Annotated in this window: 28 protein-coding genes, 4 tRNA genes and 1 pseudogene; 7 read left to right on the top strand and 26 right to left on the bottom strand. The window is 70.1% G+C overall.

The window, feature by feature from the left end; all coding sequences use genetic code 11:
- Positions 1-102: 102 nt before the first annotated feature.
- The 9 genes from rplL to ACZ7L6_RS24235 form a co-directional block, all read right to left on the bottom strand.
- A complete protein-coding gene (gene rplL / locus ACZ7L6_RS24275) occupies positions 103-486 on the bottom strand; it encodes a 50S ribosomal protein L7/L12 (protein WP_126394250.1) in 384 nt (127 codons plus the stop codon).
- A 106-nt stretch (positions 487-592) separates the two neighbouring features.
- Positions 593-1123 (bottom strand): 50S ribosomal protein L10, encoded by a 531-nt coding sequence (rplJ, locus tag ACZ7L6_RS24270; RefSeq protein WP_471927211.1) that lies wholly within the window; start codon positions 1121-1123, stop codon positions 593-595.
- Between the two features lie 291 nt (positions 1124-1414).
- Complete coding sequence (locus tag ACZ7L6_RS24265) at positions 1415-2251, bottom strand: SCO4651 family lipoprotein (RefSeq protein WP_471927209.1); 837 nt, start codon at positions 2249-2251, stop codon at positions 1415-1417.
- A 74-nt stretch (positions 2252-2325) separates the two neighbouring features.
- Complete coding sequence (locus tag ACZ7L6_RS24260) at positions 2326-3123, bottom strand: SCO4651 family lipoprotein (RefSeq protein ID WP_471927207.1); 798 nt, start codon at positions 3121-3123, stop codon at positions 2326-2328.
- Between the two features lie 130 nt (positions 3124-3253).
- Positions 3254-3979 (bottom strand): 50S ribosomal protein L1, encoded by a 726-nt coding sequence (gene rplA, locus ACZ7L6_RS24255; protein WP_129799294.1) that lies wholly within the window; start codon positions 3977-3979, stop codon positions 3254-3256.
- A 79-nt stretch (positions 3980-4058) separates the two neighbouring features.
- Positions 4059-4493: a 50S ribosomal protein L11 gene (gene rplK, locus ACZ7L6_RS24250; RefSeq protein WP_028805116.1), complete on the bottom strand. Its 435-nt coding sequence runs from the start codon at positions 4491-4493 to the stop codon at positions 4059-4061.
- 169 nt (positions 4494-4662) lie between these two features.
- Entirely contained in the window at positions 4663-5484 is an 822-nt protein-coding gene (gene nusG / locus ACZ7L6_RS24245; protein WP_471927205.1) for a transcription termination/antitermination protein NusG, read from the bottom strand.
- A gap of 80 nt (positions 5485-5564) precedes the next feature.
- Positions 5565-5852 carry a preprotein translocase subunit SecE gene (secE, locus tag ACZ7L6_RS24240; protein WP_003998859.1) on the bottom strand — a complete coding sequence of 96 codons (288 nt, stop codon included), beginning with the start codon at positions 5850-5852 and terminating at the stop codon, positions 5565-5567.
- A gap of 108 nt (positions 5853-5960) precedes the next feature.
- Positions 5961-6033 (bottom strand) — tRNA-Trp (locus ACZ7L6_RS24235).
- Positions 6034-6318: 285 nt separating this feature from the next.
- Between ACZ7L6_RS24235 and ACZ7L6_RS24230 the strand changes: the two genes are divergently transcribed.
- Positions 6319-7545, top strand: a complete 1227-nt coding sequence (locus ACZ7L6_RS24230) for a pyridoxal phosphate-dependent aminotransferase (protein ID WP_471927202.1) — start codon at positions 6319-6321, stop codon at positions 7543-7545.
- 128 nt (positions 7546-7673) lie between these two features.
- Positions 7674-8714, top strand: coding sequence for an adenosine deaminase (locus ACZ7L6_RS24225; protein ID WP_471927200.1), 1041 nt, complete (start codon positions 7674-7676; stop codon positions 8712-8714).
- On the opposite strand, the gene ACZ7L6_RS24220 is transcribed toward ACZ7L6_RS24225, so the two are convergent.
- The 9 genes and pseudogenes from ACZ7L6_RS24220 to ACZ7L6_RS24180 all read right to left on the bottom strand — a co-directional run bounded on the left by ACZ7L6_RS24220 (position 8695) and on the right by ACZ7L6_RS24180 (position 15100).
- Entirely contained in the window at positions 8695-9366 is a 672-nt protein-coding gene (locus ACZ7L6_RS24220; protein WP_471927198.1) for a hypothetical protein, read from the bottom strand. The genes ACZ7L6_RS24225 and ACZ7L6_RS24220 overlap by 20 nt on opposite strands.
- 145 nt (positions 9367-9511) lie before the next feature.
- Positions 9512-10579 (bottom strand): annotated as a pseudogene (locus tag ACZ7L6_RS24215) (UDP-N-acetylmuramate dehydrogenase); the annotation flags it as partial.
- Between the two features lie 772 nt (positions 10580-11351).
- Entirely contained in the window at positions 11352-12812 is a 1461-nt protein-coding gene (locus ACZ7L6_RS24210; protein ID WP_471927196.1) for an MFS transporter, read from the bottom strand.
- A gap of 97 nt (positions 12813-12909) precedes the next feature.
- Entirely contained in the window at positions 12910-13473 is a 564-nt protein-coding gene (locus ACZ7L6_RS24205) for a TetR/AcrR family transcriptional regulator (RefSeq protein ID WP_471927194.1), read from the bottom strand.
- A gap of 128 nt (positions 13474-13601) precedes the next feature.
- On the bottom strand, positions 13602-14030 hold the full coding sequence (locus ACZ7L6_RS24200; RefSeq protein WP_471927192.1) for a MaoC family dehydratase: 429 nt from the start codon (positions 14028-14030) through the stop codon (positions 13602-13604).
- 5 nt (positions 14031-14035) lie between these two features.
- Positions 14036-14509 (bottom strand): FAS1-like dehydratase domain-containing protein, encoded by a 474-nt coding sequence (locus ACZ7L6_RS24195; protein ID WP_471927190.1) that lies wholly within the window; start codon positions 14507-14509, stop codon positions 14036-14038.
- 144 nt (positions 14510-14653) lie between these two features.
- Complete coding sequence (gene rpmG / locus ACZ7L6_RS24190; RefSeq protein WP_003948671.1) at positions 14654-14818, bottom strand: 50S ribosomal protein L33; 165 nt, start codon at positions 14816-14818, stop codon at positions 14654-14656.
- A 90-nt stretch (positions 14819-14908) separates the two neighbouring features.
- A tRNA-Met gene (locus ACZ7L6_RS24185) sits at positions 14909-14981 on the bottom strand.
- Positions 14982-15027: 46 nt separating this feature from the next.
- Positions 15028-15100: transfer RNA gene (locus ACZ7L6_RS24180), tRNA-Thr, on the bottom strand.
- A gap of 284 nt (positions 15101-15384) precedes the next feature.
- Here ACZ7L6_RS24180 and ACZ7L6_RS24175 point away from each other — a divergent pair.
- The 3 genes from ACZ7L6_RS24175 to ACZ7L6_RS24165 all read left to right on the top strand — a co-directional run bounded on the left by ACZ7L6_RS24175 (position 15385) and on the right by ACZ7L6_RS24165 (position 17866).
- Positions 15385-16650: an amidohydrolase family protein gene (locus ACZ7L6_RS24175; protein WP_471927188.1), complete on the top strand. Its 1266-nt coding sequence runs from the start codon at positions 15385-15387 to the stop codon at positions 16648-16650.
- 176 nt (positions 16651-16826) lie between these two features.
- Positions 16827-17483 (top strand): SDR family oxidoreductase, encoded by a 657-nt coding sequence (locus ACZ7L6_RS24170; RefSeq protein WP_471927186.1) that lies wholly within the window; start codon positions 16827-16829, stop codon positions 17481-17483.
- Positions 17484-17485: 2 nt separating this feature from the next.
- A complete protein-coding gene (locus ACZ7L6_RS24165) occupies positions 17486-17866 on the top strand; it encodes a nuclear transport factor 2 family protein (protein ID WP_471927184.1) in 381 nt (126 codons plus the stop codon).
- 44 nt (positions 17867-17910) lie between these two features.
- Here the strand turns inward: ACZ7L6_RS24165 and ACZ7L6_RS24160 are convergent, their stop codons facing one another.
- Both ACZ7L6_RS24160 and ACZ7L6_RS24155 read right to left on the bottom strand, forming a co-directional pair.
- Positions 17911-18123, bottom strand: coding sequence for a hypothetical protein (locus ACZ7L6_RS24160; RefSeq protein WP_471927182.1), 213 nt, complete (start codon positions 18121-18123; stop codon positions 17911-17913).
- An 88-nt stretch (positions 18124-18211) separates the two neighbouring features.
- A tRNA-Tyr gene (locus ACZ7L6_RS24155) sits at positions 18212-18293 on the bottom strand.
- Positions 18294-18516: 223 nt separating this feature from the next.
- Here ACZ7L6_RS24155 and ACZ7L6_RS24150 point away from each other — a divergent pair.
- Positions 18517-19005 carry a YajQ family cyclic di-GMP-binding protein gene (locus ACZ7L6_RS24150; RefSeq protein ID WP_471927180.1) on the top strand — a complete coding sequence of 163 codons (489 nt, stop codon included), beginning with the start codon at positions 18517-18519 and terminating at the stop codon, positions 19003-19005.
- Between the two features lie 99 nt (positions 19006-19104).
- Here ACZ7L6_RS24150 and ACZ7L6_RS24145 read toward each other — a convergent pair whose 3' ends face one another.
- Positions 19105-19371 carry a GlsB/YeaQ/YmgE family stress response membrane protein gene (locus ACZ7L6_RS24145; RefSeq protein WP_471927178.1) on the bottom strand — a complete coding sequence of 89 codons (267 nt, stop codon included), beginning with the start codon at positions 19369-19371 and terminating at the stop codon, positions 19105-19107.
- Positions 19372-19584: 213 nt separating this feature from the next.
- Here ACZ7L6_RS24145 and ACZ7L6_RS24140 point away from each other — a divergent pair, with 213 nt between their 5' ends.
- The gene (locus ACZ7L6_RS24140; protein ID WP_471927176.1) at positions 19585-20853 is read left to right on the top strand and encodes an APC family permease; all 1269 of its coding nucleotides are present in this window, start codon (positions 19585-19587) and stop codon (positions 20851-20853) included.
- Positions 20854-21241: 388 nt separating this feature from the next.
- On the opposite strand, the gene ACZ7L6_RS24135 is transcribed toward ACZ7L6_RS24140, so the two are convergent.
- The 5 genes from ACZ7L6_RS24135 to ACZ7L6_RS24115 form a co-directional block, all read right to left on the bottom strand.
- A complete protein-coding gene (locus tag ACZ7L6_RS24135; RefSeq protein ID WP_471927174.1) occupies positions 21242-21808 on the bottom strand; it encodes an SMI1/KNR4 family protein in 567 nt (188 codons plus the stop codon).
- A gap of 97 nt (positions 21809-21905) precedes the next feature.
- On the bottom strand, positions 21906-22301 hold the full coding sequence (locus ACZ7L6_RS24130) for a YccF domain-containing protein (RefSeq protein WP_471927172.1): 396 nt from the start codon (positions 22299-22301) through the stop codon (positions 21906-21908).
- Positions 22298-23161, bottom strand: coding sequence for a zinc metalloprotease HtpX (gene htpX, locus ACZ7L6_RS24125; RefSeq protein ID WP_471927170.1), 864 nt, complete (start codon positions 23159-23161; stop codon positions 22298-22300). The genes ACZ7L6_RS24130 and htpX overlap by 4 nt, the downstream gene beginning before the upstream one ends.
- Before the next feature lie 228 nt (positions 23162-23389).
- A complete protein-coding gene (locus ACZ7L6_RS24120) occupies positions 23390-24913 on the bottom strand; it encodes an NADH-quinone oxidoreductase subunit N (protein WP_471927168.1) in 1524 nt (507 codons plus the stop codon).
- The gene (locus ACZ7L6_RS24115) at positions 24910-26484 is read right to left on the bottom strand and encodes a complex I subunit 4 family protein (protein ID WP_471927166.1); all 1575 of its coding nucleotides are present in this window, start codon (positions 26482-26484) and stop codon (positions 24910-24912) included. Before ACZ7L6_RS24115 ends, ACZ7L6_RS24120 begins: the two co-directional genes overlap by 4 nt.
- Positions 26485-26489: the final 5 nt, after the last annotated feature.

Below are 26489 nucleotides of genomic sequence, written 5' to 3'. Positions count from 1 at the left end.
GCGCCCCAGGAACGCCGAAGAGCGACCACCCGAATGGATGATCGCTCTTCGGTGCGTTCGCGTTACAGCCCTACGGGGCTGTCACAGGCGTTCGCGAAGGTCTTACTTGACCTCGACGGAGGCGCCGGCGCCCTCGAGGGACTCCTTGGCCTTGTCCGCGGCCTCCTTGTTGACCTTCTCCAGAACCGGCTTCGGCGCACCGTCGACCAGGTCCTTGGCCTCCTTCAGGCCGAGGGAGGTCAGCTCACGCACGACCTTGATGACCTGGATCTTCTTGTCGCCGGCGCCGGTGAGGATGACGTCGAACTCGTCCTTCTCCTCAGCGGCCTCGGCCGGGGCGGCCGGACCGGCCGGGCCGGCAACGGCGACGGCGGCAGCGGCGGTGACGTCGAACTTCTCCTCGAACGCCTTCACGAACTCGGAGAGCTGGATGAGGGTCATGCCCTCGAACTCGGCGAGCAGTTCGTCCTGGGTGAGAGCCACGATGGCTTTCCTTCCACTAATTCGGCAGGTGCCGGATGTACATGAGAGGCGGGCGTACGTTGGCCCGCTACGACCTCCGCCTCAGGCGGCGGTCATGATGCGAGCCGAATTACTCGGCACCGCCCTGCTCGTCCTGCTTGGCGCGAAGCGCGTCCACGGTGCGGACGAGCTTCGACGGGAGCGCCTGGAAGACCTGAGCAGCCTGGGTCTGCTTGCCCTTCAGGGCGCCCGCCAGCTTGGCGAGCAGAACCTCGCGGGACTCGAGGTCCGCAAGCTTCTTGATCTCGTCGGCGGACAGCGCCTTGCCGTCAAGGACACCGCCCTTGATGACGAGATTCGGGTTGTCCTTGGCGAAGTCACGGAGACCCTTCGCCGACTCCACCGGGTCACCGGTGACGAAGGCGACAGCCGTCGGACCGTTGAAGAGGTCGTCCAGCGTGTCGATCCCGGCCTCGTTGGCCGCAATCTTGGTCAGCGTGTTCTTCACCACGGCGTACTGGGCGTTCTCACCGAGCGAACGACGCAGCGTCTTGAGCTGCGCCACGGTGAGACCGCGGTACTCGGTCAGCACGGCAGCGTTGGAGTTGCGGAACTGCTCCGTCAACTCGGCCACTGCGGCAGCCTTGTCGGGCCTCGCCATAGAGCCTCGGCCTCCTTCCGGGTGATTCTGACCGCGCGGACCCGAAGGAGGACTGGGGAAAACGAAACGCCCCGGCGCAGGCGCACGGGGCGGACTCGACCGGCTGCACGCGCGGGGACGCACGTACTCCGGGAGTTCTTCCACAGTCACCTGCGCGGGTCGTCCGCATTTTCAGCGGATCCTTCGGCCACCGAACCCTCTTGCGAGCGCACGGCAACGACCAGCGGTCTTTGGCTTCTGTAGGAGGGTACGGGACGGGATCGCTGTCAAGCAAATCGGCCCCTACGCCCCTCAGCTCCTGTTCTTCTTCAGCGGCTTCCGCATGTCCGCGGTGTCCTCCGGGCGGGGCGCCGGGATGGTCACCGGCTTCCCGTAGTCGAGGAACGTGAAGGTGAGGTCGAGCGCTCCTTTGCGGCCGAAGCCCTGGGTGCGGAGCCGTTTGACGCGGTCGTCGCCGTCGACCCACACGTCCAGGGTGAGCTCCTCCACGCCCAGGTTCTTGTACTGGTCGAGGCTGCGCTCGCGCCCCTGCCGGGTGGCCTTGTCCTCGACGTCCTTGAGCGAGGCTCGGAGCTCGTCGACGGCGGCCGTGCCCGCGTAGTGCGTGGTGTCGGCCCCGTCGACCTTCTCGCCGCCGACCCGCTTCACGTCCCGCGCACCGGCCAGCAAGCCGGCTTCCCGGGCCGGGTTGCGGCCGACCTGGTCGCGCATGGCGCCGACGTCCATGCGCAGGCCGCTGTCCGTGGTGAACTCGGCGGCCGGGCCGTAGCTGATCCAGTGCCTGCCGCCCAGCTTCCGGACCATGTCGGCGGGTGCGCTTTCGTACAGCACCCCGCCGACCAGGCGCAGCTCGGTCTCGCCGCGTTCCTCGCCGCTCAGGTTGACCGTCTTGAGCCGGGCCACCGCCCGCTTCGTGCGGACGGTCCCCTCGTCGGCTATCCGCCCTCGCTCCGGGAACCGGCCGGTCAGCCGGTAGCGCAGGGACGTGACGCCCTCGCTCTTCTCCGCGGCCCGCGCCACGGCCTCCGCGACGGACGAGTCCGCGGACTGCTGCTCGCCGGCCCCTGTCCCGCAGCCGGCGAGCAGCAGCGCGGCGGCAGGCATGGCGGCACGTACGGAAAGCCTCATCGATTCCCCCCAAGGAATGCATCGCTGATGCGTGGTCGGCGCACAGCAAGATCGAGAGCCTAACGCAGGCACCGTCACCCTTGCTTCTTCAGCAGCTCCTTCAGGTCCGCCGTGTCCCCCGCCGGAGGCTTCCGAACCTCGGCCTTCACGCCGTAGTCGCTGTAGTACGCGGTCTGGGTCAGCGGCCCCGTGGCCGTCCGGCCCTTCTCGACCTTCTTGACCAGCAGATCCCGGTCGTCGACCCATATGTCGACGGTCTGTTCGGTGGCGCCTTGCCCCTGCACCGTGCCGGAGTAGTGCGAGGTGCGCTCGCCGCTCACGGTCTCCTCGCCGACCTTCCGCACGTCTCCGGAGGACAGCAGCAGCTTCACCGACGTATGCGGCGCGGTGCCGCGCATCTGGTCCGCGAGGTCCGCTCCGGAGCTGCCGGCGAGGTGTTCCAGGTCGTCGTAGGCGTACTTGATCCAGTGCTTGCCGTCGGTCTTCTCGGCGAACGTCTCGCCCATACGCGCGTAGTAGGCGTCGGGGAGATAGCGGGCCTCCATCGACGTGGTGCCGAGCCGGCGCATCGTCTCGGCCGTCGTGCCGCCGGTGTACGTGATCGTCAGGGTGCCGGTGAGGCCGTCGCCCCAGAGGAGGGTGCCGTGGGCCTTCATGGAGAGCGTGGAGCCCATGGTGGTCGCCGACTTCACGCGGGCGGACTCGGCCCGGCCGGTGGCGCGTTCCACGGTGCTCAGGGCGGCCGTGACGGCGCGGGAGGGCTTGGCGCGGCCCCGTTCGTCAGGGTGGGAGGGGGTGCAGGCGGCGAGAGCCGTCAGCACTGTCAGCAGCGCGATCCAGAACGCCGACCGGCGCGCCTTCGTGCTCGTCATTCGTTCCCCCTGTGCGAATCCCGTGCATGCACGTTAACCCAGCGCACTGACAAACGGGTCCGGACAACGGGACGGGCCCCGCACCCGGGAAGGGTGCGGGGCCCGTCTGCGAGCCTGGTGAGCCGATGGCTCAGACCGCGGCCGGGTCCTCCTCGACAAGGAGGTTGCGGGTGCGGTTCGGGTCGACCGGGATGCCGGGGCCCATCGTGGTGGTGATGGCGGCCTTCTTGATGTAGCGACCCTTGGCGGCGGACGGCTTCAGACGGAGGATCTCCTCCAGCGCGGCGCCGTAGTTCTCCACCAGCTTGGTGTCGTCGAAGGACGCCTTGCCGATGATGAAGTGCAGGTTCGAGTGCTTGTCGACGCGGAACTCGATCTTGCCGCCCTTGATCTCGGTGACGGCCTTGGCCACGTCGGGGGTGACGGTGCCGGTCTTCGGGTTCGGCATCAGACCACGCGGACCGAGCACACGGCCGAGGCGGCCGACCTTGCCCATGAGGTCCGGGGTGGCGACGACGGCGTCGAAGTCCAGGCGGCCCTTCGAAACCTCGTCGATCAGCTCGTCGGCACCGACGATGTCGGCGCCCGCGGCACGCGCGGCCTCGGCACGGTCGCCGGTCGCGAAGACCAGGACCCGGGCGGTCTTACCGGTGCCGTGCGGAAGGTTCACGGTGCCACGGACCATCTGGTCGGCCTTACGCGGGTCGACACCCAGACGGAAGGCGACCTCGACGGTGCCGTCGAACTTGGTCGTGGACGTCTCCTTGGCGAGACGGACGGCCTCGAGCGGGGCGTAGAGCTTCTCCCGGTCGACCTTGGCGTCCGCAGCGCGGAGAGACTTGCTGCGCTTGCTCACTACTGCTCCTGTGTTGTCTTAGGAGTTGTGGTCCGGGCCGAGCAGGCCCTGCCACTCACTTCTGCTTGGGGGGTTGGGGTCAGCCCTCGACCGTGATGCCCATGGAACGGGCGGTGCCGGCGATGATCTTCGCGGCGGCGTCCAGGTCGTTGGCGTTGAGGTCGGGCATCTTCGTGGTGGCGATCTCGCGGACCTGCGCCTCGGTGATCTTGGCGACCTTGGTCTTGTGCGGCTCGCCGGAGCCCTTCTCCACGCCCGCGGCCTTGAGGATCATCTTGGCGGCCGGCGGCGTCTTGGTGATGAAGGTGAAGGAGCGGTCCTCGTAGACCGTGATCTCCACCGGGATGACCCAACCGCGCTGCGACTCGGTCGCGGCGTTGTAGGCCTTGCAGAACTCCATGATGTTGACGCCGTGCTGACCCAGCGCGGGGCCGACCGGCGGGGCCGGGTTGGCGGCACCGGCCTGGATCTGGAGCTTGATGAGCCCCGTGACCTTCTTCTTCTTGGGAGGCATTACTCTCCGGGTCCTTTCGATTGAGGCGTGCCCCCGCCCGGGTCGCGTCCCGGATGAAGGCATACCGCACAACGATAACGGGTATGGATGCGCGGCCAAAAACCGAGCAGGTCAGGCGGCCGCTCGAGCGTTCGCCTGACCTGCGCGGAAGCGGTGGTTCCAGAAAGAACTAGTTCTTCTGGATCTGGTCGAAGGAGAGCTCGACCGGCGTCTCGCGGCCGAAGATCTCCACCAGGCCCTTGACCTTCTTCGAGTCGGGGTTGATCTCGTTGATCGTGGCCTGCAGCGTGGCGAACGGGCCGTCGGTGACGGTGACCGAGTCGCCGACCTCGAAGTCCAGCACCTGGACCTCGACCTTGCGCTGCGGAGCCGGCTTGCCCTCGGCCTCGGCGGCCTCGCGAGCGGCCTTCTCCTCGGCCTCCGGGGCGAGCATCTTGACGATCTCGTCCAGGGTCAGCGGGTACGGGTCGTAGGCGTTGCCCACGAAGCCGGTGACGCCGGGGGTGTTGCGGACGACGCCCCAGGACTCGTTGGTCAGGTCCATGCGGACCAGGACGTAACCCGGCAGCTTGTTCTGCTTGATCGTCTTGCGGTCGCCGTTCTTGATCTGGACGACCTCTTCCTGCGGCACCTCGGCCTGGAAGATGTAGTCCTCGACGTTCAGCGAGACGGCGCGCTGCTCCAGGTTGGTCTTCACGCGGTTCTCGTAACCGGCGTAGGTGTGGATGACGTACCACTCGCCGGGCAGCGTGCGAAGCTCCTCGCGCAGCGCGGCGACGGGGTCGACGGGCTCGGCCTCCTCCTCGGCGGCCTCGGCCTCGTCCTCCTCGTGCAGCGCGGCTTCCTCGGCGGGCTCGCCCGCCTCGGCGTCGGCAGCCTCGACCTCGTCCAGGTCCTCGTCCGCGCCCTCGACGATGTCGAGCTCGTCTTCCACGGACTCGGCACCCTGCCCGCTTGGCTCGACGGCGTCGTTCAGGTTCTGGTCAGACACGGTGGCTGCTTCTTCCTGGATACATAGGGGTGGAACATGCGAAAGGGGCGCCGGTAACCACGGCGCCCTTCGCTCTTGGCTCAGCCGAAGACGTACTTGGCGGCGTTGTCGAGCCCATAGTCAATCACGGTCACCAGGCCGATCATGATGACGACGAAGATGATCACCACAGTGGTGTACGTCGTCAGCTGGTTCCGCGTCGGCCAGACGACCTTGCGGAGTTCCGCGACAATCTGACGGTAGAAGAGCGCGAGGCGCTTCAGCGGGCCCTTCTTGGCGCGCTTGCCGCCCTTCCGGGTCTTCTTCTTGGACTCCGGCGCCTCGTCCTGGGCATCAGGCATGTCGATGGAGCCCACGGCGTCCGTCACTCGTCCTCACCTGATTCCGGGTCGTGGCCGTGCCGCGCCCGGTCTGAGCCGCACGGCGGTGCATTGCTGTACGTACATGCGCACACATCCTGGCGAAGGTGTGTGTAGCAGGGCCGGAGGGACTTGAACCCCCAACCGCCGGTTTTGGAGACCGGTGCTCTACCAATTGAGCTACGACCCTTTGGTGTGTCCCCCAACGTACCGCATCCGACCGGGTGCTCGTTGTGCACCGTGCGAGTGCGGGCTGCTGAAGGCCAACGAGGTGAGAGTGTACGTGGTCCCGGGCGCCTCGTCGAACAGAAAGTGCCCGATGGGGGCTTGGGCGGCGGAAGATCGCCTGCGGACCGGCCGTGCGACAACGCAAGATCGCCCAGGCCGCGGGGCGGATCCGGACTGATGTTCAGCCGATGTTCAGTCTGTGAAACCCGCGTGCCGCCCGCGTTTCCGGTCTGAAACCATGGGCCCCATGAGCGCTGCAACCCCTCCCACCGAGCGCCGGGTCTCCGCCCGAGTCGGCGCGATCTCCGAGTCCGCCACCCTCGCCGTGGACGCCAAGGCCAAGGCCCTCAAGGCCGCCGGGCGTCCGGTGATCGGCTTCGGCGCCGGTGAGCCCGACTTCCCGACCCCGGACTACATCGTCGAGGCGGCCATCGAGGCCTGCAAGAACCCGAAGTTCCACCGCTACACGCCGGCCGGCGGTCTGCCCGAGCTGAAGGCCGCGATCGCCGCGAAGACGCTGCGCGACTCCGGCTACGAGCCCGACGTCTCGCAGGTCCTGGTCACCAACGGCGGCAAGCAGGCCATCTACGAGGCCTTCGCCGCGATCCTCGACCCGGGTGACGAGGTGATCGTCCCGGCCCCGTACTGGACGACGTACCCGGAGTCGATCCGTCTCGCCGGCGGTGTCCCGGTCGAGGTCGTCGCCGACGAGACGACCGGCTACCGCGTCTCGGTCGAGCAGCTGGAGGCGGCCCGCACGGAGCGGACGAAGGTCGTCCTGTTCGTCTCCCCCTCGAACCCGACCGGCGCGGTCTACAGCGAGGCCGAGACCGAGGCCATCGGCCGCTGGGCCGTCGAGCACGGCCTGTGGGTGCTGACCGACGAGATCTACGAGCACCTCGTCTACGGCGACGCGGTCTCCGTGTCCCTGCCGGCCCTCCTGCCCGAGCTGCGCGACAAGTGCATCGTGGTCAACGGTGTCGCCAAGACGTACGCCATGACGGGCTGGCGCGTGGGCTGGATCATCGGCCCGAAGGACGTCGTGAAGGCCGCGACCAACCTCCAGTCGCACGCCACGTCGAACGTCTCGAACGTGGCCCAGGTGGCCGCCCTCGCCGCCGTCTCCGGTGACCTGGACGCGGTCGCGAAGATGCGCGAGGCCTTCGACCGCCGCCGCAAGACGATCGTGCGGATGCTCAACGAGATCGACGGCGTGGTCTGCCCGGAGCCCGAGGGCGCCTTCTACGCGTACCCGTCGGTGAAGGCCGTGCTGGGCAAGGAGATCCGCGGCAAGCGCCCGCAGAGCAGCGTCGAGCTGGCCGAGCTGATCCTGGAGGAGGCCGAGGTCGCGGTCGTCCCGGGCGAGGCCTTCGGCACGCCGGGCTATCTGCGGCTGTCGTACGCGCTCGGTGACGAGGACCTCGTCGAGGGCGTGAGTCGGATCCAGAAGCTGCTGGCGGAGGCGCGGGACTGACGTCCTGCTCCCTTCACGCGCGCGTGCGGGCCGTTTCCTTCGGGAGGCGGCCCGCTTCTTCGTGCGAGCAAGACCACTAAAGGGGAATCCGCTTCCGGGACACCGGTGACGTACGGCAGGATCCTGGAATGGAGCGTGTACGTGATGTCTCTGAGCTGCCGAAAGCCCATCTGCACCTGCACTTCACCGGCTCGATGCGGCCGGCGACCCTGCTGGAACTGGCCGACAAGTACGGCGTGCGCCTGCCCGAGGCGCTGACCGACGCGCTGACCAGCGGGGAGCCGCCGAAGCTACGGGCGACGGACGAGCGGGGCTGGTTCCGCTTCCAGCGCCTGTACGACGCGGCACGCTCGTGTCTGCGGCAGCCGGAGGACATCCAGCGGCTGGTCAGGGAGGCCGCGGAGGAGGACATCAGGGACGGCTCCGGCTGGCTGGAGATCCAGGTCGATCCGACGTCGTACGCGCCCCGGCTGGGCGGTCTGATCCCGGCGCTGGAGGTCATCCTGGACGCCGTGGAGACGGCGTCGCGGGAGACGGGGCTCGGGATGCGCGTCCTGGTCGCCGCGAACCGCATGAAGCACCCGTTGGACGCCCGTACGCTGGCGCGGCTCGCGGTGCGGTTCGCCGACCGGGGTGTGGTCGGCTTCGGGTTGTCGAACGACGAGCGCCGCGGCATGGCGCGCGACTTCGACCGTGCCTTCCACATCGCGCGCGAGGGCGGCCTGCTGTCGGCCCCGCACGGTGGTGAGCTGACGGGCCCGTCCTCGGTCCGTGACTGCCTGGACGACCTGCACGCGCACCGGATCGGCCACGGGGTGCGGGCCGCCGAGGACGCGCGGCTGCTGAAGCGCCTCGCGGACAGGGGCGTGACGTGCGAGGTGTGTCCCGCTTCGAACGTCGCCCTCGGCGTCTACGAGAAGCCGGAGGACGTGCCGCTGCGGACGTTGTTCGAGGCGGGCGTCCCGATGGCCCTGGGCGCGGACGACCCCCTCCTGTTCGGCTCCCGTCTCGCCGCCCAGTACGACATCGCCCGCCGCCACCACGCCTTCACGGACGCGGAACTGGCGGAACTGGCCCGGCAGTCGGTGCGGGGGTCGGCGGCGCCGGAGGACGTGAAGGGGAAGCTGCTGGCGGGGGTGGACGACTGGCTCAGCGGCCCGGCCGCTTGAAGTGGGCGTAGGGCGGACAGGGCTTGAAGCAGATCAGCACCTCGACGGGGTGTCCGCCGCCGGGCGGCTGGCTCAGTGAGGGGAGCGACGTCATCAGCGCCGAACGCCCTTTGACGACGCCCTTCTGGTACGGCCCCCAGCCTGCCGCGTGGGCGAAGCCCGTGGCGGTCTCGGCGAAAATGTCCCGGCTGCCGAACAGGAAGAACGTGCGGGCGTAGGTGGTGTGCCGCAGCTCTTCGCGGAAGTCCGCCCGTTGCGACCGTGTGCGCCAGGACGCGGCGTCCCGGGCGGTGCGCGCCTCGTCGGTGCGGACGGTCAGCGGTGTGCCCTGCCGCAGTTTCCGGCGCAGTCCGGGCCATTTGCTGGGGCGCAGGCCGGACGTGTGATGGGCCAGGACGAGGTCGACCGGCTCGCCCCAGCCCTCGTCGATCGGTGTCGCGTCGCGCAGGGGCACGTGGACGACGGTGTGCCGGGAGTAGGCCGCGAAGGAGAACAGCCCCGCGAGCCGGTTCAGCCCGTCGTGGTCGCCCAGCAGCAGGCCGATGGGGTCGGGGCCGCGCAGGGAGGTGTGGCGCAGGGGCTGCCAGGGCTGGACGACCCGGTGTTCGTACGGGCCGGTCCTGGGCCGGAACTCGCGCAGTCTCAGTCGCATGCGGGGATTTTTGTGGCCGGGTGGGTCATGCCGCCCAGGGTGACGATGGCACCGGGCCGCGCACAACGGAGATTCGCTCGGCCGGGAACTTGCCGACAGGGTCTGGAGGGGTCTATCGACAGGGCCTGGAGGGATCTTGAGGGGCCTAGAGGCTGACGCCCACCGTGACCGGCTCGTTGACCAGCGTGATGCCGAAGGCCTCGCGGACGCCGGCCACGACCTCGCGGGCGAGAGCCAGCAGGTCCTCGGTGGTCGCTTCGCCGCGGTTGGTCAGGGCGAGGGTGTGCTTGGTGGAGATGCGGGCGGGGCCGGTGCCGTAGCCCTTGGTGAAGCCCGCCTTGTCGATCAGCCAGGCCGCGGAGGTCTTGGTGTGGCCCTCCCCCGCCGGGTACGCGGGCGGCTCCACGCCGTCGCCGAGGTGCTCGCGCACGCGCGCGTGGAACGCCGCGAACTGTTCGTCGGTGAGGATCGGGTTGGTGAAGAAGGACCCGGCCGACCAGGTGTCGTGGTCCTCGGGGTCCAGGACCATGCCCTTCCCGGTACGCAGCTTCAGGACCGTCTCGCGGGCGTCGGCCAGCGGGACGCGGTCGCCGGGTTCGACGCCGAGGGCACGGGCCGTCTCTGCGTACTTGATGGGCGCGGAGAGCCCGTCGGCGTCCTCCAGCCGGAAGCGGACGCGCAGGACGACGTAGCGCTCGGGGTCGGCCTTGAAGCGGCTGTGGCGGTAGGAGAAGGCGCAGTCGGCGTTCGGGATGACGACGGTCTCGCCCACGCGGCGGTCGTACGCGATCACCTCGGTGATCGTCGAGGAGACCTCCTGGCCGTAGGCGCCGACGTTCTGGATCGGTGTGGCGCCCGCGGAGCCGGGGATACCGGCGAGGCACTCGATCCCGGCCAGCCCGGCCTCTACGGTGCGTGCGACTGCGTCGGTCCACACCTCGCCGGCGGCCAGTTCGAGGGTGGTGCCGTCCAGCTCGAAGCCCTTCGTGGCGATGACGAGGGCGGTGCCCGCGAAGCCCTTGTCCCCGATGACCAGGTTCGATCCGCCGCCGATGAGCAGCAGCGGCGTCCCGCCGGCGTCGGCCTCACGCACGACGTCGATCACCTCGGCGTCGGTGGTCGCGGTGACCAGGCGGGTGGCGGGGCCGCCCAGGCGGAAGGTGGTGAGGGGGGCGAGGGGGGCGTCGTGGAGTACCTGCACGGGCTCAAGAGTAACGAGACGGTGGGAGTGGGCCTCCGGCGGTGGGGCGGGGGTGCCTGCGGCGGACCTGTGCGGGTGGGGTGGGGGTGCGCGTGGCCGATGCCTGCGGCGCCTGTGCGGGTGGGGTGGGGGTTCGCGTAGCGCCTACGGGTCGGTGGGTGGGTCGGGGCCGCGCCGGGGGGTGTCCGTCCTCGGACCGGCGGCCGGACTTAGGCCAAGAGGTCCCGCGTGTTGACGCCGGCCACTGCGGGCGGACACCCCCCGACACGTCCCCTTCCCGCCGTACGCGACCGCAGGCCCGTGGGGGTACGCGCCATCGCCGCGTGGTCGCAGCAGCGTGCCCAGCTGCGCGCCCTGCGGGGGGGTACGCGCCGCGCGACCGCAGCAGCATGCCTAGCGCGGGCCCGCGCGGGGGTATGCGCCATCGCCTCGCGCGCCTGCAGCAGCGTGCCTAGCTGCGGGCCGTCTCGCCTACCCGCCGCGGTCGGCCACAGCCTGTGCTGCTGCGGACCGTCGCGCCGCCCCAGCCGCAGGTCGGCGCCAGCCTGCGTAGCCGCGGCCGTCCCCCCTCCCCCGACCCAGCCGCGTGCCGTTGCGCCGACTCCGCCGCGATCCGCCACAGCCCGCGCAGCTGCGGGCAGTGGTGCCGCTGGGGCGGCTCCCGACCCTCAGGCGGCACCCCGTAGCGCCGGGCTGCGCGCCCCCCCCACGCGGGGCACCCTCAAGCCGACAGCCACCTGAGTCCGGCCCCGCCTCTGCGGCACGGGCCGGATTCAGGCAGGGGTCAGCCGGGGATCTTCTCCAGCACCGGCTCCGGCGCCTGCTCGGCCTCGCTCACGGCCGGGCCGACCCGCCGCCCCGCCGGGATCAGCAGCGCCGCGACGCCCGCAAGGGCCACCACTGCGGCGCCGGTGATCAAGGCGGGCCGCAGACCGTCGACGAAGGTCTGGCCGGTCTCGTAGCCGCCCTGCGCGGAGAAGATCGACCCCATGACGGCGATGCCCAGCGCACCGCCGACCTCGCGCAGCGCGTTGTTGGCGCCCGAGGCGATGCCCTGCTCCGAGGCGCGGACGCTGGACATGACCAGGTTGGAGGCGGGGGCGAAGAACAGCGCCATGCCGATCCCGCTCATGATCAGGCCGGGCAGCTGGGCGTCATAGGAGGCGTCGACGATGGTCACGGAGGCGAGATAGGCGAGCCCGGCCGCCTGGAGGAACAGGCCGGTGGCGACGACCGGGCGCCCCCCGATGCGGTCGGAGAGGATGCCGGCGATCGGCGCGACGAGCATCGGCATGCCGGTCCACGGCAGCATGCGCAGCCCCGCCTCGGTCGGCGAGTAGCCGAGCACACCCTGCATGTACTGGCTGAGCAGGAAGATCGACCCGAACATGCCGAGGAACATCAGCATGCTCGCGGCGTTGATCGCCGAGAAGGCCCGCGAACGGAACAGCCGCATCGGCAGCATCGGGTTCTTGGCGCGTGTGCTGTAGAGCACGAAGCCGACGAGCAGCGCCCCTCCGGCGAACAGGCCCGTCAGGACCAGACGGCCGGTCCAGCCGTCGGCAGGGCCGCGCACCAGGCCGTACACGATGCCGAACAGGCCGCCGCTGGCCAGCAGGGTGCCGGGGATGTCGAGCGGCGCGCCCGTGCCGTAGGACTCCGCGAGGCGCAGGCGGGCGAGCGGCAGCAGGGCGAGGCCGAGCGGTACGTTCAGCCAGAAGATCCACTGCCAGGAGATGTGCTCGGTGAGGCTGCCCCCGATGAGCGGCCCGGACGCGATCGCCAGCCCGTTGACGGCACCCCAGATGCCGTACGCCATCCCGCGCTTGGCCGCCGGGACGGCCGCCGTCAGCAGGGTCAGCGTCAGCGGCATCATGATGGCCGCGCCTGCGCCTTGGACCGCGCGGGCGGCGATGAGGGAGTCGATGCCGGGCGCGAGGGCCGCCGCGGCGGACGCGCCGGTGAAGATCGTGATGCCGACGAGGAAGAGCCGGCGGCGGCCGAAGCGGTCGCCAAGCGCCGCGCCGAACATCAGCAGGACGGCGAAGGTGAGCGTGTAGGCACTCACCGTCCACTCCAGGTCGTGCAGCCCTCCGCCGAGGTCCTCGCGGATGGACGGCAGTGCGGTGGTGACGACGAGGTTGTCGAGGGCTGCCATGAACCCCGCGACGCTGGTGATGACGAGGGCCCACACGGCCCCGCCCCGGCCGGTCGTCCGGATGGCTGGTTCGGTCTGGTGTGACATCGCTCCCCCAGGGTGATGGGTTCGGATAGGATGGATAGTTATTGATCACTAACTTCTGGGGGCGCGGAAGGGCATGGCAGTCCCGTCGACCCTGCCCCTACGACAGCCTCTCGGCTCCCTGCGCCGGGGCCATCCCCGCCCAGACTCGGTGCTCGGGCGGGAAACCCATGGCCACCAGGCAGTTGATGAGCATGCCGTGCGCCAGGAAGGACGTCGTCTCGCCGACCTCGGCCCCCAGCGGCAGGTGGATGGTGTCCCACAACCGCATCCAGCCGGCCCGCACGGCCTCGCCGAACTCGTGGTCGCCCTCCTGCTCGGCGGCCGCCACGGCCAGGTACATCTGCATCTGCATCATCAGCCGCTCGGGCTGCTCCGAGACGACCTTCCGGTACGCCCCGCCCATGGCGCGCCTGGCCTCCTCGCCCTCCAGCCCCTCGGCGGCCTCGGCGAACATCCGGATGGTGTCCTCGACGCACCGCTGTGCGGCGGCGAGGAAGATCGCTTTCTTGCCCGGGAAGAGCCGGAAGAGGTACGGCTGCGAGACACCGACCCGCTTGGCGATCACCTCGGTCGACGTGCCGTAGTAGCCACCGCGGGCGAACTCGGTCATCGCCGCACGGATGACGCTCTCGCGCCTCTCCTCTGCACTCATCCTGGCCATGAAAGGTAAGTTAGTACTCAATCACTAACTGGCGCAAGGGGGTACGCCAGGAATGTGCGACACCTGGAAATGCGTAAGGGGCGCCCCACCATGGAGACCGCCCCTTACCGCACGACACGCGCGTGCCGTTACGCCAGCTGTACGACCGCCCGCGACATCCCGAGCACCTTCTGCCCGGCGCTCTTCACGGTCAGGTCCACGCGGACCTTGTTGTCGTCGAGCTTGGCCGCGACCTTGCCGTTGACCTCGATCGTGGCGCCCTGGCCGTCGTTCGGTACGACGACGGGCCTGGTGAAGCGGCAGCCGTACTCGACGACCGCGCCAGGGTCGCCGGTCCAGTCGGTGACCACACGGATCGCCTCGGCCATGGTGAACATGCCGTGCGCGATGACGTCCGGCAGCCCGACCTCCTTGGCGAACTTCTCGTTCCAGTGGATCGGGTTGAAGTCACCGGAGGCGCCCGCGTACTGGACGAGCGTGGCGCGGTTCACGGGGAAGGTCTGGGTGGGCAGCTCGGTGCCGACCTCGACGTCGTCGTACGCAATCTTCGCCGTCATCGGTCTCAGGCCTTCCCTTCCTCGGAGTCGGCGGAGTCCGCGGGGCGGGCCACCAGCTTCGTCCAGGCGGTCACCACGTGCTCGCCCGCCTCGTCGTGGACCTCGCCGCGGATGTCCAGGATCTCGTTGCCCGCCATGGTCTTGATCGTCTCGATGGTCGAGGTGACGGTCAGCCGGTCGCCGGCGCGTACAGGGCGGGTGTAGGCGAACTTCTGGTCACCGTGCACCACGCGGCTGTAGTCCAGGCCCAGCAGGGGGTCCTGGACGACCTGTCCCGCGGCCTTGTAGGTGATCGCGAAGACGAAGGTCGGCGGGGCGATCACATCGGGGTGCCCGAGCGCCTTGGCCGCCTCCGGGTCCGTGTACGCCGGGTTGGTGTCCCCCACCGCCTCCGCGAACTCACGGATCTTCTCCCGGCCCACCTCATAGGGGTCGGTGGGCGGGTAGCTCCGCCCCACGAAGGACTGGTCGAGCGCCATGGCTCGGCACCTCCTGCTGTCTGCTGTGACTGACCTGCTGGTCCGCGTGGCTGCCCGGGTCGGCCGGAACCGACCGGTAACCGGGGCGGAAACGACGCGAGGCCGCCCCCAGACTGTGGGGGCGGCCTCGCGTACGAGCCTGATTTATCGCGTTTCGCGGTGCGCGGTGTGCGCGTTGCAACGCGGGCAGTGCTTCTTCATCTCAAGACGGTCCGGGTTGTTACGCCGGTTCTTCTTGGTGATGTAGTTCCGCTCCTTGCACTCCACGCAGGCCAGCGTGATCTTCGGGCGGACGTCGGTGGCAGCCACGTGAGTGCTCCTAAGACGAACGGATGGACTGATTCAACGCAAGAAAGAGTAGCCGATCGAAGGACCGACCCCGCAATCGGCTACTGTCAGTAGCGGTGACCGGACTTGAACCGGTGACACAGCGATTATGAGCCGCTTGCTCTACCGACTGAGCTACACCGCTGCGATGCGATCGGGCCCCGCCTTGCGACGGGAACCTCTCACACCAGAGCCCCAAAACGGAATCGAACCGTTGACCTTCTCCTTACCATGGAGACGCTCTGCCGACTGAGCTATTGGGGCGAGCGATGAAGACATTACACGCTCGGCTGCCGTTCACCCAAATCCGTTTCGCGGCACCTCCCTGCGGCCGATCGGCGGGCTGCACAGACACCTCGCAGGCCACTGCGGTACCGCGGCGGGACTCCCGTTCGGCGGACCACACCGGTACGACTATTGCGCTCCTGCGCGCCAGGGCCGGATCGTCACCCTAGGCTCGTCTCACTCTGCGTGATCTTGCGTGCCCGGCGAAGTTCCCAGCACCGTCCCCTCAGCCCCGATGCGCAGCCCCGAGCCTCTGGAACGCGATGCCCGACAGTCAGCCCCAGCCGCCCCACTCGTCGTCCTCGTCGGGCTCGTCCGGACCGGCCGACCCGTCCGCACTGCTGCTGTGCGGGGCGCGGCTCACCGACGGCCGGACCGTGGACGTACGGCTGGTCGGCGGGCGCATCGAGGCGGTCGGTACGGCGGGGAGCCTGGCGGGGGACGGCACGCGCGCGTGCGGTGCGCGCGTGGACCTCACCGGCTACCTGCTCCTGCCGGCCCCGGCCGAACCGCACGCCCACGGCGACACCGCTCTCTCCGCCGACGCCGGCGGCCCGGTCTCGTACGACCCCCCGGACGTCCAGCGCCGGGCCACCGAGGCCGCCCTGCTGCAGCTCGGGCACGGGGCGACCGCGCTAAGGGCACACGTGCGCGTGGGCGACGTCCAGGAGCTGAGCGCGCTGGCCGCCGTACTGCAGGCACGGCGTTCGCTGCGCGGGCTCACCGAGTTGACGACGGTGGCGATGCCCCGGCTGCTGACAGGTGTGGCCGGCGCCGACGGGCTCGCGATGCTCCGGGACGCCCTGAAGATGGGCGCCTCGGTGGTCGGCGGCTGTCCCGACCTGGACCCGGATCCGACGGGTTACGTGGAGGCGGTCCTGGAGGTCGCCTCGGAACACGGCTGCCCCGTCGACCTGCACACCGACGCCACCGACCCGGCGCGCCTGGCCCGCCTCGCCGCGATGGCCGGCGGGCTGCGCCCCGGTGTGACGCTCGGCCCGTGCGGCGGCCTGGGGCGCCTGCCGGCCCAGGCCGCCTCCCGCACTGCGGACCAGCTCGCCGCGGCCGGGGTGACGGTCGTGTGCCTGCCACAGGGCGGCTGCGGGGGCGTGGAACGGCGGGCTACGGCGCCCGTACGACTGCTGCGCGCCGCCGGCGTACGCGTCGCGGCCGGAAGCGGCGCCCTGAGGGACGTGTCGAACCCGGTGGGACGCGGGGACCCGCTGGAGGCCGCCTACCTGCTCTCCTCACGTCACGGGCTACGCCCCGAGGACGCCTACGACGCGGTGAGCGCGTCGGCGCGTTCGGTGCTGGGCCTGCCCGAGGTACGGGTGGAGGCGGGCTTCCCGGCCGAGTTGCTGGCGGTACGCGGGGAACGGCTGGCCGGAGCGCTGTCCCTCGCGTACAGCCGCATCGTGGTGCATCGGGGGCGCGTGGTGGCACGGACGAGCGCGGTGCGGGAGTACTGCAACTCGGCTGTGGCCGCGGAGTTGGGGTTGCCGCGGCAGGGGCGGGGGGAGTTGTCGTGAGCGGTGGGAGTGCGCCGGGGTGTGCCTGCGACTCGTGCGCCCGGTGCCCGCGCGTGGGTTGTGTGCCCGGGGACGCGCGCTGTGCACCACAGGGGCGTGGGCCGTGCGCTCGCGTGATGTGAGGCGTGACTGAAGTCGTGCGGCGGATGCGTCCGTCCGGGCGTACGGTCGGAAACATGCGCATTGTCATCGCTGGTGGTCATGGTCAGATCGCGCTGCGGCTGGAGAAGCTGCTCGCCGCGCGCGGGGACGAGGTAGCGGGGATCATCCGCAAGGCCGAACAGAGCGGCGACCTGCGGGAGGCCGGTGCCGAACCCGTCGTGCTGGACCTGGAGTCGGCCTCGGTGGAGGAGGTCGCGACCCGGTTGCGGGGCGCGGACGCGGTGGTCTTCGCTGCCGGCGCCGGCCCCGGCAGCGGGACGGCCCGCAAGGACACGGTGGACAAGGGAGCGGCGGTGCTGTTCGCGGACGGGGCGGTCCAGGCGGGCGTACGGCGCTTCCTGGTGGTGTCGTCGATGGGTGCGGACCCGCGGCACGAGGGCGACGACGTCTTCGACGTCTACCTGCGCGCCAAGGGCGCCGCCGACGAGTACGTCCGCGGCCTGGACGCCCTGGACTGGACGATCCTGCGCCCCGGCATGCTGACGAACGACGCCGGAACCGGCCTGGTACGCCTGGAGGCACACACCGGCCGCGGCCCCATTCCGCGTGACGACGTGGCCGCCGTACTCGCGGAGTTGCTCGACACCCCGGCGACGGCCGGTCTGACGCTCGAACTGATCAGCGGGTCGGCTCCGGTGTCGGTGGCGGTGAAGTCGGTGGCGGGTAACTGACGTTGGGCACCGACGGGGTTCCCGCCGCGCAGGAGGCGCTGCTGCGGCGCATGTACGAGGTCTTCTCGACGGACGAGCGAGAGGCCTACATGGAACGGTGTCTCGCGCCCGACGTGGACTGGCCGAACGTTCTCGACGGAGTCCGGCTGCACGGCCGCGAGGCGGTACGCGCGTACTGGGCGCGGCAGTTCGCCGCCGGGCATCCCCTCGTACGACTGGAGGGCCTGCGTCCGGACGAGGACGGCGAGACGGTGGTGGCGACCGTACGGCCGGGGATGCGCGACGCGTCGGGTGACCGGTGGGCGCAGGAGACCGTCGAGCATGTGTACCGGTTCGACGCGGGCGGCCTGGTGACGTGGATGGATGTGCGGACGGCCACCTGAGTGTCGGGGGAGTTTCGGGGCCTCGGTGGGGCGCCTTCAGGCCCTCAGAAGAGCGGCAGCTGCCCGGGGAACTCGGGCACCGCGTACCCGTCCAGGGCCGGCTGCACTGCCCCGAGTTGCGCCTGTCGCCGGGATCCCGGGCACGACACGAGTTCCCCGTTCTCCCGCGCCCCGGGCGGATCGTGCCGCGCGAACCGACCGGCGACGACGGCGATCTCACGACGGCACTCGGGGCAGCTTCTGCGACGCGTGGCCATGGGGTCAGTGTGCCCCGGTCGCGACGCAGGAACGCGAAAACCCCCTCCGATCCACGTTTCCGCAGATCGGAGGGGGTCTTCCCCAGTGTGGCGGCGCCAGGATTCGAACCTGGGAAGGCTGAGCCGGCAGATTTACAGTCTGCTCCCTTTGGCCGCTCGGGCACACCGCCGGGTTTGCTGCCGTTCGAACCGCTTTTCGGCGGTGCTCCCTGGCAACGACGTAAACAATACCCGATGCACAGGGGTGCTTCGCCACCCGATTGATCGCCTCCCGGGGGACGCCGGGTGGCTAGGCTTGTCCGGATGCGGTCCGGGCTGGCCCGGGCTCGGCGGCCACCCCCACGCCCGCCGATACGCACCCCACACGCACCTCGATACAAGGAGCCACAGGACATGGCCGACTCCAGTTTCGACATCGTCTCGAAGGTCGAGCGGCAGGAGGTCGACAACGCCCTCAACCAGGCCGCCAAGGAGATCTCGCAGCGCTACGACTTCAAGGGCGTGGGTGCCTCGATCTCGTGGTCCGGTGAAAAGATCCTGATGGAGGCGAACTCCGAGGACCGGGTGAAGGCTGTCCTCGACGTCTTCCAGTCCAAGCTGATCAAGCGCGGGATCTCGCTGAAGGCCCTGGACGCGGGCGAGCCCCAGCTCTCGGGCAAGGAGTACAAGATCTTCGCGGAGATCCAGGAGGGCATCTCCCAGGAGAACGCGAAGAAGGTGGCGAAGATCATTCGCGACGAAGGCCCGAAGGGCGTGAAGGCGCAGGTGCAGGGCGACGAGCTGCGGGTCAGCTCGAAGAGCCGGGACGACCTGCAGGCCGTGATCGCCCTGCTGAAGGGCAAGGACTTCGACTTCGCGATTCAGTTCGTGAACTACCGGTGAGTCGCTGACTCACGGGCGTAGGAGGTACGAGGAAGGGTGGGCACCGTCGGTGCCCACCCATCTCGCCTGCCGGCTGCGGTCCGGGGATGCACTCCTCGCTCAGTTGCGCGAGTGGCCGAACAGGATGCGGTAGGCGATCAGGAGCACGAGCGAGCCGCCGATCGCGGCGGCCCAGGTGGCGCCGTCGTAGAAGTCCTTGGTGATCGGGTGGTCCAGCCAGCGGGCCGAGATCCAGCCACCGATGAACGCGCCCGAGATGCCGATGATCGTCGTGCCGATGAAGCCGCCCGGGTCGCGCCCCGGCAGCAGGAACTTGGCGATGGCCCCGGCCAACAGCCCCAGGATGATCCAGCTGATGATGGTCATGCCCTGAACCTGCCCTTCCGCGCTGTGCTGTCACTGTCCGACCTGTGTGACTTCCGTGCGGACAGGTTGTGCGTGGCGCGATGTGCGTGTGCATTGCGCGCTGCGTGCCGCTCGGCGGTGAGACGGGCTCGTGGCGCGCTTGTTCGTGCCTTGTTGATGAACAGGACGTCACTGCGGCACCCCTCGGTTGCACTGATCAGTAGGGTTCGGGCCATGACAGGCTCCCGTGCTCCTTCCGAGCTGCGACGCACGCTGGGCGTCGGAGACGCCGTGGTCATCGGGCTCGGTTCGATGATCGGGGCCGGGATCTTCGCCGCCCTGGCACCCGCGGCGCACGCGGCCGGATCCGGCCTGCTGCTCGGGCTCGCGCTCGCGGCCGTGGTCGCCTACTGCAACGCCACTTCGTCGGCACGGCTGGCGGCGCTGTATCCGGCCTCGGGCGGCACGTACGTGTACGGCCGCGAGCGCCTCGGGGAGTTCTGGGGGTATCTCGCGGGCTGGTCGTTCGTGGTGGGCAAAACGGCCTCCTGTGCGGCGATGGCGCTGACGGTGGGCTCGTACGTCTGGCCGGGGCAGGCGCACGCGGTGGCGGTCGCGGCCGTGGTGGCGCTGACCGCGGTGAACTACGGCGGCGTCCAGAAGTCCGCCTGGCTGACCCGGGCGATCGTTGCGGTGGTCCTGGCTGTCCTCGCTTGTGTGGTAGTCGTGTGTCTGGGTTCCGGGGAGTCCGATGCCGGACGCCTGGACGTCGGGGCCTCGGGCAGCGTGGGCGGGGTGCTGCAGGCGGCGGGGCTGCTGTTCTTCGCGTTCGCCGGGTACGCGCGGATCGCGACCCTCGGTGAGGAGGTGCGGGATCCGGCACGCACGATCCCCCGGGCGATTCCGCTGGCCCTGGGCATCGCGCTGGCGGTGTACGCCTGTGTGGCGGTGGCTGTCCTTTCCGTGCTGGGGGCGGAGCGGCTCGGGGACGCGGGCGCGCCGCTGGCCGACGCGGTGCGGGCCGCCGGGGTGCCGGAGCTGGCGCCGGTGGTGCGGGTTGGTGCGGCCGTCGCCGCGTTGGGCTCGCTGCTCGCCCTGATCCTGGGCGTCTCGCGAACGACGCTGGCCATGGCCCGCGACCGGCATCTGCCCGGCGCCCTGGCCGCGGTGCATCCGCGCTTCCAGGTGCCGCACCGCGCGGAGCTGGCCGTGGGTGCGGTGGTCACGGTCCTGGCCGCCACGGTGGACGTGCGGGGCGCGATCGGGTTCTCCTCCTTCGGTGTGCTGGCGTACTACGCGGTGGCCAACGCGTCGGCCTGGACTCTCGACTCGAAACCGACTGCGCGGGTCGTGCCGACGGTGGGGCTTCTCGGGTGCGTGGTGCTGGCGTTCTCGCTTCCGGGGGTGTCGGTCGTCACCGGTGCGGGCGTGCTGGTGGCAGGTGTGGTGGCGTACGCGGTTCGGCGGTGGGTGGTGGAGCGGGCGGGTGGCAGCGGGCGGTAGGCCGGTGCAGCCGTCGGGGCCGCTGTTGAGGGCCGGTGGGCTCGGGCGCGTGCGGCCGTCCGGGCGAGGGGCCCCCGGTCGGCGGTTCGGGCAGCTGGTGGCATGTCCGCTGGACGCACTGGCCGGGAGCAGGCAGCAGCACGCACCGGACGTCACCGGAGGCGCGTGGACGCGACAGGTAGCCGGGTCTGCTGAGCAGCCGTTGCGGCTCGCTGGACGGGGCGTCGGCCGAGTCGGCGAGAGGGGGCCGTTCGACCGTCGACAGCGCACTCGCGCCGTCGGAGCGCTGGACCGCCAACGGCAAACTCACGCAGTCGCCGTACGCGGACGACGAGCAGTCCGCCCCAGCGGCCGTCGGCCCAGTCGGCAACCGCCGGTCCGCGCCTCCTCAAGAGGCCCGCGCCACCGCCGTACGTATGCGGAACTCGGCCCAAGGAGCCATCTCCAGCTCCTCGTTCATCTCCTCGTACCACCCCGTGCCGTCGACCCAGTCGCGCAGCCAGTCCGTGAGGCTCGGGGCGTCCACGTACCACGCCTGGTCGGCGTCGTCGGCGTTCGGTTCGAAGAGCAGGACGGCGGCCTGGGGGCTGCGGCAGTCCACACACGCGTACATCGCGCAGCCCCAGTGGGATATCGGCAGGACGCCTTCGGGCCAGGGCCAGTCAGGATCCTTGCGGGCGCTCTCGCGGTTGGCGAGGTACTGCGTGACGGCGGCGGGCTCGCCGGCCGGTGGGCTGTCGAGCAGGGGCAACAGACCGTACTCCGGGCCGAATCCGCCATCTCCTATGCGCAGGTAGAGGTCGGCGAGCAGTGGGGGGAGGCGGAAGCCGAGGGCGGCCTCGGCGCGGGCCAGGGTGCCCGCGTCCACGGGGTCGGGGAGTGAAGGCCAGCCCCACGGGCGGGTGTTGCGGGCCTTGTCCGCCACCCTCGTCAGCAACTGCTCGTTCTCGGTCATGCGTTCATGATGCAAGCCGCCACTGACAATCGGTCCGGCCTGTGGACAACTCCCGGGTTGTGGAAAACCTGCGGTCGGCTTGCCCGCCCCGCCGCACCTACCAGCGCGACGAGAACGGCTGGTCCGTCGAGACGATTTCGCGGCCCAGCGGGAACAGCGACACCGGGATCAGCTTGAAGTTGGCGATGCCGAACGGGATGCCGATGATCGTGACGCACAGGGCGATACCGGTGACGATGTGGCTGATGGCCAGCCACCAGCCCGCGAGGACCAGCCACAGGACGTTGCCTATGCAGGAGGGCGCTCCGGCGTCGCGGCGCTCGACAGTGGTGTACCCGAAGGGCCACAAGGCGTAGATGCCGATGCGGAAGGCCGCGATGCCGAACGGGATGCCGATGACGGTGATGCAGAGCAGAAGGCCCGCGAGCATGTAGCCGAGGAACAGCCAGAAGCCGCTCAGAACGAGCCAGATGACGTTGAGGATGGTCTTCACTGTGGGGGGCCTGCCATCTTTTCGAGCCGGGCGATACGGTCCGCCATCGGCGGGTGGGTGGAGAACATCTTGGAGAACCCCTGCCCCGGACGGAAGGGGTTCGCGATCATCATGTGACTGGCGGTCTCGATGCGGGGCTCGGGGGGCAGCGGGAGCTGCTTGGTCCCGAGTTCGAGCTTGCGCAGGGCACTGGCGAGGGCGAGCGGGTCGCCGGTGAGCTGGGCGCCGGAGGCGTCGGCCTCGTACTCCCTGGAGCGGCTGATGGCCAGCTGGATCAGGCTGGCCGCGAGCGGGCCCAGGATCATGATGAGCAGCATGCCGAGAATGCCGGGGCCCTCGTCGTCGTCGGAGCGGCCGATCGGGATCAGCCAGGCGAAGTTGACCAGGAACATGATCACCGAGGCGAGGGCGCCAGCGACGGACGAGATGAGGATGTCGCGGTTGTAGACGTGGCTGAGCTCGTGGCCGATGACGCCGCGCAGCTCGCGCTCGTCGAGGAGGCGCAGGATGCCTTCGGTGCAGCACACGGCGGCGTTGCGCGGGTTGCGGCCCGTCGCGAACGCGTTCGGCGCCTCCGTCGGCGAGATGTAGAGGCGGGGCATGGGCTGGCGGGCCTGCGTGGAGAGGTCGCGGACCATGCGGTAGAGCCCCGGGGCCTCGAACTCGCTGACCGGGCGGGCGCGCATCGCGCGTAGCGCCAGCTTGTCGCTGTTCCAGTACGCGTAGGCGTTCGTGCCCAGCGCGATCAGGACCGCGACGACGAGCCCCATACGGCCGAAGAAGCTGCCGATGACGATGATGAGTGCGGACAGTCCCCCGAGGAGTACTGCGGTCCTGAGCCCGTTGTGCCGGCGGTGCACGGTACGCCCTCCAAGTCGTGCGGCAGGGGAACCCTTTGCTGCTCGATCTGCGATGCCACTGGTGCCGTGGTGTCACGTCCAGTGGACCCTTCCGTACTGGTCAACGCCAGGCGAGGGCCACGGGTTCCCTGGCATGTTCGGCGGCGGGCGTGGGCCGTCCGGGTGAGGGCGCCGGCACGCGGGCGGGGCGTGGGACGCTCCACGCGCGCGTGCGGAATGCGCCAGGGCTCAGAAGAGCCCGGTGTCGGCGAAACGCAGGATCAGCTGGGGGGCTCCGGACAGGGCGATGCCGACGACACCGGTGAGGGCCATCGTGGCCGTCACGGGCGCGGGGAGAAGGTGCTTGACGGCCTCACCCTCGGGGCCGCGGAACAGCAGGGCCGTCCACTGGAGGTAGTAGAACAGCGCGATCACGACGTTGACGGCCATGACCACGGCCAGCCAGCCGAGGCCCGCGTCGACGGCGGCGGAGAAGACGGTGACCTTGGCGAACAGGCCGATGATGCCCGGCGGGAGTCCGGCGAGGCAGAGCAGGAAGAAGGCCAGGGTCAGGGCGGAGAGGGGGTTGCGCGCGTACAGGCCGCGGTAGTCGCTGAGGCGGTTGAGGGTTTTCGTACGGCCGACGAGTGCGGCCACCGCGAAGGCGCCGAGGTTCACGGCGGCGTACATGAGCGCGTAGGCGACGGTGGAGCCGATGGACCGCTCGGCGTCGTCCGAGTACGCGGCGGCGGCGATCGGCACCAGGAGGTAGCCGGCCTGGCCGACGGAGGACCAGGCGAGCAGGCGTACAGCGCTGTACGCGCGCGTGGCCTGCTGGCGCAGAGCGCCGACGTTGCCGACGGTCATGGTGAGGGCGGCGAGCGCCGCGAGGGCCGGTCCCCAGACGTCGGCGTACGACGGGAGGGCGATGACCGTGACGAGGATCAGGCCGGTGAAGCCGACCGCCTTGCCGACGACCGACAGGTAGGCGGCTACCGGCAGGGGCGCGCCCACATAGGTGTCCGGCACCCAGAAGTGGAAGGGCACGGCGGCTGTCTTGAAGGCGAAGCCGACCAGGGTGAGGACGACTCCGGTCTGGGCGAGGATGTCGAGCTGTCCGTCGACGTTCTGGATCCGCTCGGCGATCTGGGTCAGGTAGAGGGTGCCTGTCGAGGCGTAGACGAAGCTGATGCCCATGAGGCTGACCGCGGTCGCGGTGACCGAGGACAGGAAGAACTTCAGAGCCGCTTCGGAGGACTTGCGGTCCCCGAAGCGGAGGCCGACCAGCGCGAACGCCGGGAGAGAGGCGACTTCGAGGGCGACGATGAGGGTCGCCAGGTCTCGGGAGGCGGGCAGGAGGGCGGCTCCGGCGGCGGAGGAGAGCAGCAGGAACCAGAACTCCCCTTCGGGGAGTTCCTTCTTGGCGTCCTTGAGGGCGGTGACCGACAGGAGGGCCGCGAGGAGGGCCCCGCCGAGGACCAGGAACTGGATGACGAGCGTGAAGCGGTCGGCCGTGTAGCTGCAGACGCCGGGGTCGCCGGTGAGGCAGAAGGTGGAGCGGTCGCCGTCCAGGAGGGGCAGCAGCAGGAGCGCGGAGGCCGCCAGGCCGGCTACGGACGTCCAGCCGAGCAGGGCCTTCCTGTTCTCCGCGACGAACAGGTCGGCGACGAGGACCACGAGTGCGACGGCCGCCGCGACGGTGGGCGGCGCGATGGCGAGCCAGTCGACGGACTGGACCAGCGACTCGGCCAGGGGCTGGGCCAGGGAGCTCATCGGGTGCCTCCTGCGAGGAGCTGCTGCACGGCCGGGTCGGTCAGGCCGAGGAGGGTCTTCGGCCACAGTCCGGCGACGACGGTGAGGGCGACGAGCGGGGCCCAGGCCGCGAACTCGTACGTCTGGACGTCGGCGAGCTTCGGGGCTTCCTGCGGCGCGGCGCCCATGCAGACGCGGCGGACCACGACGAGCAGGTACGCGGCCGTGAGCAGGGTGCCGAAGGCGCCGATGGCCATGAAGGTGAGGAAGGCCGGGCGGCTGAGCTCGGCGGCGGGCTCGAACGCGCCGAACAGCGCGAGCATCTCGCCCCAGAACCCGGCGAGGCCCGGCAGTCCGAGCGAGGCGACCGCGCCGAAGGCGAGCAGTCCGCCAAGGCGCGGGGCCTTGCCGTACAGCGCGGCGCCGGTCTGCTCGGCGAGGGCGTCGAGGTCGGTCGTGCCCGTACGGTCCTTCAGCGCGCCGACCAGGAAGAAGAGCAGGCCGGTGATGAGGCCGTGGGCGACGTTGGCGAACAGGGCGCCGTTCAGGCCGGTCGGGGTCATGGTCGCGATGCCGAGCAGCACGAAGCCCATGTGGCCGACGGAGGAGTAGGCGATGAGGCGCTTGAGGTCGCCCTTCGCGCCCCGCTTGGCGAGGGCGAGGCAGGCGAGGGATCCGTAGATGATCCCGACGACGGCGAAGGCGGCGAGGTAGGGCGCGAAGTCGGCGAAGCCGTCAGGAGCGATCGGCAGCAGAATCCGGACGAACCCGTATGTACCCATCTTGAGCAGGACGCCGGCCAGCAGGACAGAGCCGACGGTCGGCGCGGCGGTGTGGGCGTCGGGCAGCCAGCTGTGCAGCGGCCACATCGGCGTCTTGACCGCGAGCCCGATCCCGATCGCCAAAACCGCGATGACCTGCACGGATGTGGTCAGTGACCGGCCGTTGTCAGTGGCGAGTGCCACCATGTCGAACGTGCCCGCCTTGATGCCGATCAGGAGCAGGCCGAGCAGCATGACCACGGAGCCGAGCAGCGTGAAGAGGATGAACTTCCAGGCGGCCTGGCTTCGGCCTTCGCCGCCCCAGCGGGCGATGAGGAAGTACATCGGGATCAGGACGATCTCGAAGGCGAGGAAGAAGAGCAGCAGGTCGAGGACGGCGAAGGTGGCGAGGGTGCCGGACTCCAGGACGAGCAGCAGTGCGACGAAGGCCTTCGGGGTCGGGCCCGAGGGCATCTTGAAGTACGAGTAGAGCGCGCAGAGGAAGGTCAGCAGCGCGGTCAGGACCAGAAGGGGCAGGGAGATGCCGTCGATGCCGAGGTGGATGCGCACGTCGAGTGCGGGGATCCAGCTGATGTCCGTGCTGGCCTGCATCTTCGACGGCTGGTCGTGGTCGAAGCCGAGCGCGAGGACGATCGCGGCGATGAGGACGACGCCGGTGACGGTCACGCCGTGCCTCAGCACGGCCTGCTCGGGCGACTTCCCCTTCAGTCCGGGCGGGGCGGGCAGGAGAGCGGCGGCGGCGCCGAGGAGCGGGCCGACGACGACGAATGCCAGAAGGAACTGCATCACGGACTCGTTGATATCGATCACGCCTG

Source organism: Streptomyces sp. NPDC107522 (assembly GCF_055657525.1).
Note: the sequence above shows the minus strand (reverse complement) of the source record. Positions and strands in the feature narration are given on the sequence as shown.

What these genes read in the sequence shown, in the direction of transcription:
- rplJ (WP_471927211.1), bottom strand. Translation starts at nt 1,123, where the DNA reads ATGGCGAGGCCCGACAAGGCTGCCGCAGTGGCCGAGTTGACGGAGCAG.
- ACZ7L6_RS24265 (WP_471927209.1), bottom strand. Translation starts at nt 2,251, where the DNA reads ATGAGGCTTTCCGTACGTGCCGCCATGCCTGCCGCCGCGCTGCTGCTC.
- ACZ7L6_RS24260 (WP_471927207.1), bottom strand. Translation starts at nt 3,123, where the DNA reads ATGACGAGCACGAAGGCGCGCCGGTCGGCGTTCTGGATCGCGCTGCTG.
- rplK (WP_028805116.1), bottom strand. Translation starts at nt 4,493, where the DNA reads ATGCCTCCCAAGAAGAAGAAGGTCACGGGGCTCATCAAGCTCCAGATC.
- ACZ7L6_RS24230 (WP_471927202.1), top strand. Translation starts at nt 6,319, where the DNA reads ATGAGCGCTGCAACCCCTCCCACCGAGCGCCGGGTCTCCGCCCGAGTC.
- ACZ7L6_RS24225 (WP_471927200.1), top strand. Translation starts at nt 7,674, where the DNA reads ATGGAGCGTGTACGTGATGTCTCTGAGCTGCCGAAAGCCCATCTGCAC.
- ACZ7L6_RS24220 (WP_471927198.1), bottom strand. Translation starts at nt 9,366, where the DNA reads ATGCGACTGAGACTGCGCGAGTTCCGGCCCAGGACCGGCCCGTACGAA.
- ACZ7L6_RS24210 (WP_471927196.1), bottom strand. Translation starts at nt 12,812, where the DNA reads ATGTCACACCAGACCGAACCAGCCATCCGGACGACCGGCCGGGGCGGG.
- ACZ7L6_RS24205 (WP_471927194.1), bottom strand. Translation starts at nt 13,473, where the DNA reads ATGGCCAGGATGAGTGCAGAGGAGAGGCGCGAGAGCGTCATCCGTGCG.
- ACZ7L6_RS24200 (WP_471927192.1), bottom strand. Translation starts at nt 14,030, where the DNA reads ATGACGGCGAAGATTGCGTACGACGACGTCGAGGTCGGCACCGAGCTG.
- ACZ7L6_RS24195 (WP_471927190.1), bottom strand. Translation starts at nt 14,509, where the DNA reads ATGGCGCTCGACCAGTCCTTCGTGGGGCGGAGCTACCCGCCCACCGAC.
- ACZ7L6_RS24175 (WP_471927188.1), top strand. Translation starts at nt 15,385, where the DNA reads ATGCCCGACAGTCAGCCCCAGCCGCCCCACTCGTCGTCCTCGTCGGGC.
- ACZ7L6_RS24170 (WP_471927186.1), top strand. Translation starts at nt 16,827, where the DNA reads ATGCGCATTGTCATCGCTGGTGGTCATGGTCAGATCGCGCTGCGGCTG.
- ACZ7L6_RS24160 (WP_471927182.1), bottom strand. Translation starts at nt 18,123, where the DNA reads ATGGCCACGCGTCGCAGAAGCTGCCCCGAGTGCCGTCGTGAGATCGCC.
- ACZ7L6_RS24150 (WP_471927180.1), top strand. Translation starts at nt 18,517, where the DNA reads ATGGCCGACTCCAGTTTCGACATCGTCTCGAAGGTCGAGCGGCAGGAG.
- ACZ7L6_RS24145 (WP_471927178.1), bottom strand. Translation starts at nt 19,371, where the DNA reads ATGACCATCATCAGCTGGATCATCCTGGGGCTGTTGGCCGGGGCCATC.
- ACZ7L6_RS24140 (WP_471927176.1), top strand. Translation starts at nt 19,585, where the DNA reads ATGACAGGCTCCCGTGCTCCTTCCGAGCTGCGACGCACGCTGGGCGTC.
- ACZ7L6_RS24135 (WP_471927174.1), bottom strand. Translation starts at nt 21,808, where the DNA reads ATGACCGAGAACGAGCAGTTGCTGACGAGGGTGGCGGACAAGGCCCGC.
- ACZ7L6_RS24120 (WP_471927168.1), bottom strand. Translation starts at nt 24,913, where the DNA reads ATGAGCTCCCTGGCCCAGCCCCTGGCCGAGTCGCTGGTCCAGTCCGTC.